Origin of the sequence: Xanthomonas cannabis pv. cannabis (genome assembly GCF_000802365.1) — a bacterium.
Lineage (GTDB): Bacteria > Pseudomonadota > Gammaproteobacteria > Xanthomonadales > Xanthomonadaceae > Xanthomonas > Xanthomonas cannabis.
Genome location: NZ_JSZE01000044.1, coordinates 15063 through 27218 on the forward strand (window position 1 = coordinate 15063; position 12156 = coordinate 27218).

Annotated in this window: 11 protein-coding genes; 2 read left to right on the forward strand and 9 right to left on the reverse strand. The window is 67.2% G+C overall.

From position 1 onward, the window contains the following. Positions 1–2: 2 nt before the first annotated feature. The gene (locus OZ10_RS09575) at positions 3–308 is read left to right on the forward strand and encodes an NIPSNAP family protein (RefSeq protein WP_039406410.1); all 306 of its coding nucleotides are present in this window, start codon (positions 3–5) and stop codon (positions 306–308) included. Positions 309–341: 33 nt separating this feature from the next. Here the strand turns inward: OZ10_RS09575 and OZ10_RS09580 are convergent, their stop codons facing one another. From OZ10_RS09580 to aroE, 8 genes are all read right to left on the reverse strand, one after another. Then, complete coding sequence (locus tag OZ10_RS09580) at positions 342–566, reverse strand: hypothetical protein (protein WP_039406325.1); 225 nt, start codon at positions 564–566, stop codon at positions 342–344. 95 nt (positions 567–661) lie between these two features. Then, positions 662–835, reverse strand: coding sequence for a hypothetical protein (locus tag OZ10_RS22505; RefSeq protein ID WP_158002168.1), 174 nt, complete (start codon positions 833–835; stop codon positions 662–664). Between the two features lie 625 nt (positions 836–1460). Next, a complete protein-coding gene (locus tag OZ10_RS09585) occupies positions 1461–2036 on the reverse strand; it encodes an ankyrin repeat domain-containing protein (RefSeq protein ID WP_039406327.1) in 576 nt (191 codons plus the stop codon). Between the two features lie 59 nt (positions 2037–2095). Next, positions 2096–3601, reverse strand: a complete 1506-nt coding sequence (gene katB / locus OZ10_RS09590) for a catalase KatB (protein ID WP_184390185.1) — start codon at positions 3599–3601, stop codon at positions 2096–2098. A 497-nt stretch (positions 3602–4098) separates the two neighbouring features. Continuing rightward, the gene (gene dinG, locus OZ10_RS09595) at positions 4099–6234 is read right to left on the reverse strand and encodes an ATP-dependent DNA helicase DinG (RefSeq protein WP_039406332.1); all 2136 of its coding nucleotides are present in this window, start codon (positions 6232–6234) and stop codon (positions 4099–4101) included. Positions 6235–6452: 218 nt separating this feature from the next. Beyond that, on the reverse strand, positions 6453–6689 hold the full coding sequence (locus tag OZ10_RS09600; protein ID WP_039406336.1) for a hypothetical protein: 237 nt from the start codon (positions 6687–6689) through the stop codon (positions 6453–6455). Then, complete coding sequence (locus OZ10_RS09605) at positions 6686–7039, reverse strand: hypothetical protein (RefSeq protein ID WP_039564657.1); 354 nt, start codon at positions 7037–7039, stop codon at positions 6686–6688. Before OZ10_RS09605 ends, OZ10_RS09600 begins: the two co-directional genes overlap by 4 nt. Before the next feature lie 10 nt (positions 7040–7049). Then, entirely contained in the window at positions 7050–7901 is an 852-nt protein-coding gene (gene aroE / locus OZ10_RS09610) for a shikimate dehydrogenase (protein WP_039406341.1), read from the reverse strand. 52 nt (positions 7902–7953) lie between these two features. Here aroE and OZ10_RS09615 point away from each other — a divergent pair, with 52 nt between their 5' ends. Next, positions 7954–8835, forward strand: a complete 882-nt coding sequence (locus tag OZ10_RS09615) for a TolB family protein (protein WP_039406345.1) — start codon at positions 7954–7956, stop codon at positions 8833–8835. Positions 8836–9066: 231 nt separating this feature from the next. On the opposite strand, the gene OZ10_RS09620 is transcribed toward OZ10_RS09615, so the two are convergent. Beyond that, complete coding sequence (locus OZ10_RS09620; protein ID WP_039564658.1) at positions 9067–11598, reverse strand: sulfite reductase flavoprotein subunit alpha; 2532 nt, start codon at positions 11596–11598, stop codon at positions 9067–9069. Between the last annotated feature and the right edge of the window lie 558 nt (positions 11599–12156).

Genomic DNA, 12156 nt, shown 5'->3' on the forward strand with positions numbered 1-12156 from the left:
TCATGATCACCTGTTCGCTGCGTTACGTGATCGACCCCTACCAACTGGCCGAATTCGAGCATTACGCGCGGCTGTGGATTCCGCTGGTGACGCGCTTCGGCGGCCAGCATCACGGCTACTTTCTTCCCTCGGAAGGGGCGAACAACATCGCGCTGGCGCTGTTTTCGTTTCCCTCGCTTGCCGAGTACGAACGTTATCGCGAGGCATCGCTGCAGGATGCAGCGTGTCTGTCGGCGTTCGCCTATGCCGAGCGAACGCGTTGCATCATCAGTTACGAACGCAGCTTTTTCCGTCCGGTGCTGGCATAGGCGCGACGCGCACTACACAGGACACAGATGGACTTACGGGTTGCGGAAACCCACACGCTCTTCGGCGCTCAGCGGCTTGCCCAGGGCGTGGTACGAGGCCACCAGCGTGATCAGGGCCGTGCCCATCACCGCATAGAAGCTCCACGAGGTCGCCAGAACGTGGATCTGGCCAAACACCAGGGCGACGACGGCGGTGGCGGTGCACAGCACCATGGCCAACAGCGACATCAGGAAAGGGAGGGAGGGATCGATCTTCATGGCGGGGGTTCCAAGCTGCGATGGCTGAAGCATCGGCGTTCCCGGTCCGTTCTTGAACTGTTTTCTGCGCTTTTTCCAAGCGCATCCCAAGCGGGTCAGCGCGCGCTCAGTTTTATGTCAAAGCCTTGGCGCACAAGGCTTTGCGCGTCGGAAATTTCCTGACGCCGCGCCGGTTCGACCACCACATTCGCCAGAGTTCCAACGCGGGTGTGGCGGAAAACCGACAGGGATAAAATCGCGATGCTGCACTGCACAATCGCGATGCGCACCGACCGTTCGCGCGACGCGGCATCGCACGGCCATCCTGGTGGAGCGGAGTGTGCGGTCTGTCGATGACCTGCCAGCGCCGCCGGGGCTGATGTGCCTGCCGGGCGCTGAGACGCTGCGGGCCGCGCTGTGCGGGGGCTCGGTGAATCCGTTGGATGCGATGCACGGCTCCACCTCGCCGCGTCTTGTTTCCCGCAAACGTCTCTTCAATACGGGCCACGTTGCCGTGCGTGCGGCGTTCGCAGCAGTTGCCTGCGCCCTGCCGCGCACCGGATCAGAGGCATGGCGATCGCGTCATGCGGGGCGTCCGTGATGCGGTCATTGCACCGGTGTAGGCGTTGCCGGGAGCAAGACGGCTTACGGCGGTCCGCGGCGCGCCTGGCCACTGACCGAGCGGTCCAAGGATGTGCCGGTCGCTTCAGGTCGGAGCGTGGCCACCCAATCGCGCGGATGCGCCGTGGCGCCGTGCATCGCTGCGCAGCAGATCCCTGCTCAAGCGATTGCAGGCACCTGCTGCGCCCCAGCCTGAGCGCAGCGCTAGTGGACCGATGCGCGCAGTGGCCGACGCCCGGCGAGCGGACCACTGACGAGGCACGCAGCGCCTAGTGGAACGCGCGATCGCTGCGCTCAGCGCGCCGGTGCCGTGGCGAATTCGCCGCGTTGCAGCTTGGTCACATCGTTGCCCTGGCCATCCTTGAGGCTGAGATCCGCGCCCTTGGCAGCCAGGTCCTTGAGCACGTCGGTGCGCTGGAACAGTGCTGCGTACATCGCCGCCGTCTGGCCGGCGTTGTTGCGTTGGTCCGGCGCGCAATCGGCCTGCATCAGGCGCTTGGCAATGCCCAGTTCACCCTTGAAGATGGCGCCCATCAGCGCGGTGTTGCCACGCTTGTCCTGCGCGCAGGGGTCGGCACCGGCGCTGAGCAACTGCTCCACTGCCGGGCGTTGGCCGTGGTAGGCAGCAAGGATCAGGGCGGTATAGCCCTTTTCGTCGCGGGTGTTGAGGTCGTAATGCGAGCGGATGAACTCGGCCAGCATGTCCTGCCGGCCTTCGCGCGCGGCATCGAAGAAGTACTCGCGCAGCTGCAGCTTGACCTGTTCGGGGTTGGCGCCCGCCGAGGTGGACGCGGCGGCAGGCGCCGACGGCGAGGCAGCGAGGGCCGGCGCGCACACCGCGCTCAGCAGAACCAACATCAGCGTGCGCATATCGCTCTCCTGAAAACGGGGACGGCACCGCGGCGTGGCCGCGATGCCGTCGGGGTGGGTCAGTCCTGCAGGCTGGAGGCCAGCTGCTTGACGCGGGCCAGGTCGCCCTTGGCAACGCGGGCCACGCCGGTGCCGTACTCGGGGTCGGCCTTGTACAGGAACGACAGGATGATGTGCTTGCTCTCGGTGTCGGTGTTGGCCAGCGACTCGCCAAAGCTCTGCACCAGGTCCGCACGGTCCTTCTTGCTGTAGGAGCGATACAACTCGCCGGCCTGCTTGAAGTTCTGTTCGCGGGTGATCTTGGCCTGCTGGGTCGTACCCGACAGCGGCAATTCGCTGTAACGCGCGGCGGTCTCCTGCGGACGCGGCTCCAGACGGCTCGGCTCGTAGTTCACGCCGCTGGTGGTCTGACCGATATTGCCCTGGCCATCCTGGTTGCCGTTGTTGACCGCCACACGCGGACGGTTGACCGGCAGGCTCAGGCCGTTGGCACCGATGCGGTACAGCTGGGTGTCAGCGTAGGAAAAGATACGGCCCTGCAACAGACGATCTTCAGACGGCTCGATACCGGGCACCAGGTTGGCCGGCGCCATCGCCACCTGCTCGGTCTCCTGGAAGAAGTTGTCGACGTTCTTGTTCAACACCATCTGGCCGACCTTCTGCTCCGGCACGTCCGGCCAGATCTTGGTGGCATCGAGCGGGTCGAAATCGAACTTGGCCAGGTCTTCCGGCTTGAGCACCTGCACGTACAGGTCCCACTTGGGGTAATCGCCCTTCTTGATCGCGCCGACCAGATCGTTGGTCAGGTGGCTGTAGTCCTTGGCCTGCACCGCAGCGACCTGCTTGGGATCGAGATTCTTGATGCCCTGCAGCGTCTTCCAGTGGAACTTGACGTAATGCACTTCGCCCTGGGCGTTGACCAGCTTGTAGGCGTGCACGCCATTGCCGTCCATGAAGCGGTAGCCGGCCGGCGTCCCTTCATTGGAATACAGCAGGGTCAGGGTGCGGGTGCCTTCGGGCACGTGCGAGAAGAAATCGAAGCGACGCGAATCATCGTCCAGGTTGGTGCGCGGGTCCGGCTTGAACGCGTGGACCATGTCGGGGAACTTGATCGCATCGCGGATGAAGAAGGTGGGGAAGTTGTTGCCCACCAGGTCCCAGTTGCCTTCGCTGGTGTAGAACTTGGTGGCGAAGCCATGCGGGTCGCGCAGCGTTTCCGGCGAATGATTGCCGTGCACCACCGAGGAGAAGCGCACGAACACCGGCGTCTTTTCGCCGGCGCTGAACACCTTGGCCTTGGTCAGGTTGGACAGATCGGCGGTGGCGGTGAACTCGCCTTTGACGCCGGTACCGCGCGCATGCACCACGCGCTCGGGGATGCGCTCGCGGTCGAAGCGCTGCAGCTTCTGGATCAGCTGCACGTCCTGCAACAGGGTCGGGCCGTTGGCACCGGCGGTCTGCGAGTTCTGGTTGTCGCCAACCTTGGCGCCGTTGTCGCGGGTCAGGACGGATTGGGCGAAGACCGGCGGTGCGATCAGTGTGGGGGCTAGCAGGGCTAGCACCATGAGGGATCCAGGGCGCATGGCGTCAGCTCGTGTTGAGGGAGCTGAATCATGGCCAGCAGACCGAAGCGTGAGAAGTCATTAGTTCTGATCGCTTCGATAGGCGAACATGATGATGACTGCGTTGCGTGATACGTATCGCTTTCCATATGGCAGCGCGTTGCAGATAGCGCGCAAGTTTCGCAAGGCGGCGCGGTGCTGTCCTTTTGCGTGCATGACGGTCGCGCCAACGGTGCTGGGCTGATGATGCAGTGCAAGGCATTGCTGCGTGACTGGGCGCTGTGCACATCGACTGGTCACTGCGCAGCACTGCGACGTGCAAATGCTGGCGCGCCTTACCTGCAGTGAAGTCGCATGCCCACTCATCAACCGACGTGCCGCGCAGGGCAGCGGGTGGTGACCTGCCTGCAGTGATACGCGATCTGTTGCCGTCCGCAGGCGCCTGCCGATGTCGTCTTGGATCAGGACATCATGCAGCAGGCGCACGATGCGGCGATGCATCAGCGCCCGATCACCCGCTTGAACGGCGGCAAGGCATCGATGATGCGTTTGCCGTAGCGACGGGTCAGCAGGCGCGAATCGAGGATGATCACGCGGCCATGGTCGCTGGAGCTGCGGATCAGCCGGCCGGCAAACTGCGTGAGCGTGCGCAACGCATGCGGGATGGCGATCAGGTTGAAAGCGTTATGGCCGCGACTTTCCAGCCATTCGCTCAAGGTGGAGGTTTGCGGGTCGGTGGGCACGGCGAACGGCACCTGGGTGATGACCACGGTGGTGCAGGCTTCGCCGGGCAGATCCAACCCTTCGCCGAACGAGTTCAAGCCGAACAGCACCGAGCCCTCGCCAGCAGCGATGCGCCGCAGGTGTTCGGTGATCAGCTGCGACTTGTTGCCTTCGCCCTGCACCAGCACGCGGTTGCGTTGCGCCAGCGGCATCAGGTCGGCGACCTTTTCCATCTTCCAGCGCGAAGTGAACAACACGATGCTGCCCTTGGCGGACCAGTCCAATTCGCGCACCAGATACTTGGCCACTTCCTTGGGGTGACCTTCGCGGTCGTCGGGCGTGACCGGGAAATTGGGCACGATCAACTCGGCCTGATTGGGCAGGTCGAACGGCGAGGCCAGTGAGGCCATTTCGGCGTGCTCGGGCAGGCCATTGTCGATGGCGAAGGATTGGAAATCGCCGCCGCCGGTGAGCGTGGCCGAGGTCATCACCACCGAATCCACTTCGTTCCAGATCATCGTGCGCAGCACCTGCGCGGCCGACACCGGCGAGCAATGGCAGATCAGGTCGCCGTCGCGCGAGAGGGTGATCCAGCGTGCCATCGGTGGCTGGCCTTCCTTGTCTTCGCGTCGCCAGCCGCTCCACAGATTGTGTTGCTGCTCGGCCATCTCCAGCGCCAGGCCCAGGTTGCGCTGCAGCCGCTCGCGCGCCGCATCGTCCTGCTTGCCCTTGGCCACCGCGCTGTGCGCGGCGTGCACCCAGTTGAACAGCGCGCGGGTGTCTTCGCCGAGTTCTTCGATGGCCGGGCCCCACTGCGGCGGCAGCTTGCCATTGGCCGCACGCCACAACGGATCGCGCTCGCCGGGCTCGGGTTTCCACACACGTTCGACTTCGGCGTGGAAGGCCTTGAGCAGTTTGGACACCCGCGCAGCCACCTCGATGGCCTCGTTGGGCAGCAGGTTGCCGATCCTGTCCTTGTCCACCGCGCGGTACGCGGCGGCGATGAGAATCTGCATGCGGCCGGTGCGCTTGGCCATCTCGTCCAGTGGCAGATTGGCCGCACCCTGGTCGATCGCCACACCAGCGATGTGGTGGCCTTCGTCGAGCACCAGCAGCATGTCCGATGGTGGCGCGATCAAGGGCTGGCCGTTTTCGGCATCGCCCAGCGACAGCGACGACAGCAGCAAGGCATGGTTGGTGACCACGATCTGCGCTTCGCGCACGTCGGTACGTGCCTTGAGCACCGGGCACTGCGCGGCGTAACTGCAACGCCGCCCCGCACAGCCGGAGGCCGGGGTGGTGATGCGCATGCGCAGCGGCACCGAGACCTGCTCGGGTGCGTCGTCCAGGTCGCCGTTCCAGGTGCGCGCGGCGTAGGCCTTGGCCAGCCGCTTGGCCAGATCCGCATCGACCGGGCTGAGCGGGCGGTCGTAGAGCGCCTGCTCGTCTTCGAACATGGCGTTCTGGTTGGTGTCGCCTTCCAGCTCGGCGGCGTTGCGGGTGCACAGGTAGCGGGTGCGGCCCTTGGCCAGCGCCACGGTGGCCTCCAGCCCGGTAGCCTTGAGGAAGGCCGGGATGTCGCGTTCCACCAGCTGCGACTGCAGCGCCACGGTGCCGGTGCTGATGACCAGCTTCTTCTTGGTGGCCAGCGCGATCGGCACGCCGGCGGTGAGATAGCCCAAGCTCTTGCCCACGCCGGTGGGTGCCTCGGCGATGCCGATGCCGCCGGAGGTGGCCAGTGCCCGCGAGACCAGGCCGATCATCTGGCTCTGCGCACGCCGCGTGGCAAAGCCGGGTGTATTGGCCTGCAGCTTGGCGTAGGCGTCGCGGATGCCGGCCTTGATCGGGTCGGTCAGAACACGCTGGGTGGGAACGGGCGCGGACGGCGCGGCCGGTGGGGCAACTTCAGTCATCGCGCTATTTTCGCACGGACCGGCGCAACGCCTGCGACCGGCCGGTTGGGCAGCTGAACGTGTTTGTCCGGTGCACCGGCACAGCTGCGGCCATGCCGCTCGCGCGGCGGCGTGGCCGGGCGGCGGCTGGGTGCGGGCAATGCAGCAAAGAACCAGTGCTGCGCCGTGCGAGCGAGATCAGCGGCCGGGCAGGCGACGGCCGAAGGCCACGTGTCCGGTCAGCCGCGCGCCCTGCGGCGCGGCCAGGCGTAGCGCGCCCACACGCTACCGATCAGCAAGGTCACCACACCCATCACCAGCATGCCGACGCCCACGCCGGCCGGGCCGAAGCGTTCGTATAGCAGGCCGCCGCGGTTGACGGCGGCCAGTGCCTGCGGGTGCAGCAGTGTCCAACCGCCTTGCCCTGCGCAGAGCAGGCCAATCAGCACGAGCGCTAGCGGCTTGATCGGGATCATGCGCGCGGCCCGGCTGCCGGCGGCAGTTGTTGCAGGCTGCGCGCCAGGGTCCACACCAGCACCCCGACCCCCACGCCCTGCACGGTGGTCAGCACGAAGCGGCCGATGCCCATGACCAGGCTGATCTGGCGCACGTTGCCCTGCTGCAGCAGCAGCATCGGAATTGCCTGCAGGGCGACCTCGGCCAGCACGCAGCCCAGCAGCACCCACAGCGCGGCCAGTGCAGCGCCGCGCAGGCGCCCGCGCGGGGCACGCCACAGCAACACCAGGCCCAGCAACAGTGCGATCAGCATCGGTGCGCGCGACAGCAGGCTGGTGATCAGGCCGAGCAGGATCTCGGTGACGTTCATCGCCGCCGGCTCAGTCGGCGCTGACCAGCACCGCCTCGCGCGCGCGCAGCGCGGCGTAGACCGGGTCGGTCTGCGGGCGCACGCCATGCCACAGCGAGAAACTTTCCGCGGCCTGCTCCACCAGCATGCCCAGGCCATCGATGGCGTAGCGGCATTGCGCCGCGCGCGCCCAGGCCAGGAAGGCGATGGCGGTGGGGCCATAGTTGAGGTCGACCGCCGCGGTGAGGCTGTTGACCAGGCCCAACGGCAGCGCGAACGCGCCGGCATCACGGTCGCGGCCCGCAGCAGTGGCGTTGACGATCAACTCGAAGTCGCCCAGATCCCGCAGGTCTTCGATGTAGCGCGACACCACGCGCCCGGGTTCGCCCAGCGCATCGCACAACGCGTCGGCACGCTCGGGCGAGCGGTTCACCACCACCATTTCAGTGATGCCGGCATCCAGCAGCGCCGGGGCCACGCCGCGGGCGGCGCCACCGGCGCCCAGCAGCAGGACGCGGCGACCGCGCAGATCCAGTCCATGGCGATCGGTGAGATCGCGTACCAGGCCGACGCCGTCGGTGTTGTCGCCCTGCCATTGGCCATCGTTACGCACCAGCGTATTGACCGCCCCGGCCAGCCGCGCGCGATCGCTCAGGCTGCCGGCCAGCGCGCAGGCCGCTTCCTTCAGCGGCAGGGTGACGTTGGCGCCCTTGCCGCCTTCATCGGCAAAGCGCTCCAGCGCGGCGGTGAACTCTTCCGGCGGCGCGTCGATGGCGGTGTAGTCCAGCGCGATGCCGGTCTGCTTCCCGAAGTCGGCATGGATGGCCGGCGACAGCGAATGGGCGACGGGGTGGCCGAACACGGCATAACGGGATACGGGCATGAAACGCTCTCTGGTTGACTAGACTGTGCGCAAGATGAGGCAGGAACACCGCATGCACTATCGATGGACACTGCTCGCGCTGGCGGCGAGTTTACTCTGCGTCCCGTCTGCTTCGGGGCTTGCTGAATTCGGGATCGAAGGCATGGGCGTGGTGTCCACGCCGGCCAACGAGGCACACGCCACGCTCAGCCCGGACGGGCAACGCATCGTCTGGGCCAGCGATCGCGCTGGAGGCGCCGGCGGCTGGGACCTGTGGCAGGCACAGCTGCGCGGTGGGCGCTGGCAGGATGCGCAAGCGCTCCCGATCAACAGCGCCCAGGACGATACCTCGCCGCTGTTCAGTGCCGATGGACGCTGGCTGCTGTTTGCCTCGGCGCGGCCTGGCGGCGCCGGTGGCAGCGATCTGTACCGGGTGCCGGTGGATGCGCAAGGCAAGCTCGGTGCGGTGCAATCGCTGGGTGCCGCGATCAACAGCCGCGGCGATGAGCGCGCGCCCAGCCTGTCGCTGGACGGCACGCGCCTGCTGTTTGCCAGCGATGGTCACGGCGGCGCCGGTGGCCTGGATGTATTCGTAGCGCGCTGGGATGGGCACGCGTTCTCCGCGCCGGCACCGCTGGGCGACATCAATACGCCGGCCGACGAGCTGGATGCGGCCTGGCTCGGCGACGGGCGTGGGCTGGTGTGGACGCGAGGGAAGATTGCGGGCCCCAGCCAGCTCCTGCTGGCTGCCTGCAAGGACGGGCACTACACGCACAGTCAACCAGTGCCGCTGTCGTTCAATGGCCCGCAGGAGCGCACCTTTGGTGCAGTGGTGGACGCCGCCAAACCGGGCGAACTCCTGGTCACCGGCAGTGCCCGCGCGCCACGCGCAGGGCAACTGGATCTGTACCGGATGAAGGCGCCGACGGTGGACGGTGATACCAGCTGCCGTTGAGCGCGCGCCACGATGGCGCGCGTGCAGGCTTCATCGCCGGATCAACGCACGATCTTGTGCCGGTGCCGCGCAGGGTGGCTGAACGCAGGACCACTCCCCGGCGAGGCCGCATCATCGCGGCACACGCTCTCGCACCTTCGTGCTGATCGCCGTATCGCACGATGCGGTGGTTCGATCCAGCCATCGTGCGCAGCGCGCGGCCTCACGCAGGCAGTCGGCAACCACGCTGACTCAATATACATCGCGCCGGTAACGGCCGGCGGCGGTCAGTGATTCCACGCGTGCCTCGCCCAGGAGTTCGCGCAGCGTCGCGTCCACGGCACGCGCCATGCTGTCCAGGCTGCCGCAGACATGGATCACCGCACCGCGATCGATCCAGTGCCGTAGCGCCTCGCCGGTGTCGTGCAGCCGATGCTGCACATAGCGTTTTTGCGGCTGGTCGCGCGAGAACACTTGGTCCAGCTGCTGCAGATGGCCACTGGCCTGCCAAACCTGCAGCTCATCGGCGAACAACTGGTCGCGCGCGGCCTGGCGCTCGCCGAACAACAGCCAGTGCCCATGCACGCCGGCCAGTTCGGCCTCGCGCAACAACGCGCGCAGCCCGGCGATGCCGGTGCCGTTGCCGATCAACACCATGGGTGCCGCTTCGACGCGATGGAAGCCCGGGTTGGTGCGCAGACGTGCACGCAGCGGCGTGCCGACGGGCGCGTGGCAGATCAGCCAGCCCGAGCCCAGGCCGGGGCTGCCGTCGCTGCGCGTGGTCAGCCGGACCACCGCGCTCGCCACGCCATCGGCCGGCACGCTGGCCAGCGAATAGTCGCGGGTGGGCAAGCAGTCGCAGGCATCCAGCCAGGCCTGTGGATCCGGATGCTGCGCTGGCGGCGTGGCGGGCGCCTGCGGCAGCACACGCTCGGCGGCGGCCTGATGGAGCGGCAGCAGCTGCGCATCGACATGCACCAGCGCCTCAGGCGGCAGGCTCCATGCGGCCAGGCAGGCCCGCACCTGCGCGTCGGCATGCGCGGGCTGCACTTCGAGAATGTCGCCGGCCTGCCAGTGCGCCTCGGGCGGTGGCTGCAGGTCGATGCGCCAGATCGGCGCGCCTTCGCTACCCGGATTGAGATGGGCGCGCGCCAGCAATGTCCAAGAACTCAGGCGTGGCCGCGCCAGGGTCGCGGCGGCCACCGGTGCGCCGGCAATCTGCTCCAGCTGCGCATGCCATTGCGCCAGCGCCTGCGGATCGGCGTTGTCCATTTCCACCGTGGCAAACAGCGCGCGTGCGCCCTGCGCGTCCAGCCACTGTTCGACACGCCGCGAGAACCCGCAAAACTGCGCGTACTGGCGGTCGCCCAGAGCCAGCACCGCATAGGCCAGCTGCGGCAAGGCGATCTGCTGGCGCAGCAGCTCACGCTCGACCACGCGTGCTGCATCCGGCGGCTCGCCATCGCCGAAGGTGCTGATCACCAGCAGGGCGTGCCGCGTGCCCTGCAGGTGCTGCGCATCCACCTGTGCCAGCGGGCGCACCTGCACGGGCAGGCCGGCGGCCTGCAGATGCCCGGCTGCCTGCCAGGCCAGCCGCTCGGCAAAGCCGCTCTGGCTGGCGAACGCAATCAACCATGGTTCGACCTGCGACGCCGGCGGGGCGCTTTGCAGCATCACCCGGGCGGCGCGCAACGCGCGCTTCTTGCCGCGCCGGTCCAGATACAGCATCCAGCCGCTGACGAAGAACACCGACATGCCCAGGCTGGCCAGCATCACCACGATACGCCCCGGCAAGCCGAAGAAACTGCCCGAATGCAGCGCAAACATGCTGACCATCAACTGCTGCCCGCGCGGCCTTGCCGCGTAGTCCTGCCGGCGCAGCACGGCGCCGCTGGCGGCATCGAGGTCCAGGGCGTTCAAGGCGCGGTCGTGGTCCGCGTGATCGGGCAGAAACCGCACATTCAAGGCCTGCCCGGCACGGGCGGGAATACGCAGATCCAGCGCGGCGTGATGCGTGGCCGGGATGCCATCCAGGGTGCGTTGCACGCGCGCGAAATCCACTGTTGCCGGACGCCGGTCGCGCCGGTCGTCGCGCGCCACGGGCTCGCCACCGAGCACGGCCGCCATGCCGTCGCGGTACCAGGGGTAGGACCAGGTCAGGCCGGTCAACGCGATGAGCAGATACACCAGCAGGCACCAGGTGCCGAACACCGCGTGCAGGCTCCACAGAAAACTGCGGCCCTGCCGGCGCCACTCCACCACCCACCAGGTGCGCAGGCTCCACCACCGGCGTGGCCAGCGCAGATAGAGCCCCGAGGCGCAGAAAAACAGCAGGATCAGCGTGCAGGCGCCAGTCACTGCCTGGCCGCGTTTGCCCGCCGTCAGATGGCGGTGCAGATCTTCGAGGAAGGCAAACGTACTGCTCAGCCGCGGCGCCGCCACCCGCGCACCGGTATACGGGTCGAAATACACACGTGCACTGCCCTTGGCGGCGAGCCGCGCATTGGAGGGCCGCTCACCGGTGGGGTCGATCAGCATCCGGGTGACCGGCGGCGGCCCGGACGTGGTCGGTGCCAGATCCAGCCGCTGCAGCAGCACATCCACCGGCAACGCGCGCTCGCCTGCCGCGTGCCGCTGGGCCAGCTGCACGAGGGGTGGATTGGCCAGCCGCACGAGTTCGTTCTCGAAGGACATCGAGGCGCCGGTCAGCCCCATTACCGACAGCACCAGACCGGCCGTGATGCCGAGCAACCAGTGCAGCTGGAACAGCAGCGTTTTGATCAAGACGGCAGAAGATCAGTGACGGCCCGGCATTGTAGATGCGAATGCGTCTCGCATGCGCCGCCGCGCGGGTGACCCGGCGCCCACGGCGGCGCATGTGGTCCAACCGTCATCTGCCGCACGTGGGACTGCTGGATGCTCCCGATCCACGACCGTGCAGCATGCGGCGTGCGACGCGGTGGTCGATCGCATGTGGCCAAATCGGCAACACGGCACGCTCCGCATGGCGTTACCGGCGTGGCAGGAAGTGTCTGTACGGCGCCTGGAGCGATCTGGAATGGGTCGTGCTGCATCTGAACGCGACGCATCGAATCGCCATGCTCCAGATGCAGTGATCGCAGTGACTTTCGTGGCAACTGGATGCTGTTTGAAACTGCATTGGCCAGGCCGCAGTGCATCCCGGTGCGTGCGGGTTGGGCACCGCGGGGAACCGACTCGGTCGCACCGCAAGACGTTCGGGACGTTCAGCGCGCGCGGCTGCGTCGCTGTGGCGCAGCCGCGCCGTCCGGGTCAGCGTGCGTCTTCGCGCAACCAACGCGCCACTTGCGGGGCGAAATAGGT

Excerpts from the sequence above, each read along its gene's own strand:
- OZ10_RS09585 (WP_039406327.1), bottom strand. The coding sequence starts at position 2,036 with ATGCGCACGCTGATGTTGGTTCTGCTGAGCGCGGTGTGCGCGCCGGCC.
- dinG (WP_039406332.1), bottom strand. The coding sequence starts at position 6,234 with ATGACTGAAGTTGCCCCACCGGCCGCGCCGTCCGCGCCCGTTCCCACC.
- aroE (WP_039406341.1), bottom strand. The coding sequence starts at position 7,901 with ATGCCCGTATCCCGTTATGCCGTGTTCGGCCACCCCGTCGCCCATTCG.
- OZ10_RS09575 (WP_039406410.1), top strand. The coding sequence starts at position 3 with ATGATCACCTGTTCGCTGCGTTACGTGATCGACCCCTACCAACTGGCC.
- katB (WP_184390185.1), bottom strand. The coding sequence starts at position 3,601 with ATGGTGCTAGCCCTGCTAGCCCCCACACTGATCGCACCGCCGGTCTTC.
- OZ10_RS09600 (WP_039406336.1), bottom strand. The coding sequence starts at position 6,689 with ATGATCCCGATCAAGCCGCTAGCGCTCGTGCTGATTGGCCTGCTCTGC.
- OZ10_RS09605 (WP_039564657.1), bottom strand. The coding sequence starts at position 7,039 with ATGAACGTCACCGAGATCCTGCTCGGCCTGATCACCAGCCTGCTGTCG.
- OZ10_RS09615 (WP_039406345.1), top strand. The coding sequence starts at position 7,954 with ATGCACTATCGATGGACACTGCTCGCGCTGGCGGCGAGTTTACTCTGC.
- OZ10_RS09580 (WP_039406325.1), bottom strand. The coding sequence starts at position 566 with ATGAAGATCGATCCCTCCCTCCCTTTCCTGATGTCGCTGTTGGCCATG.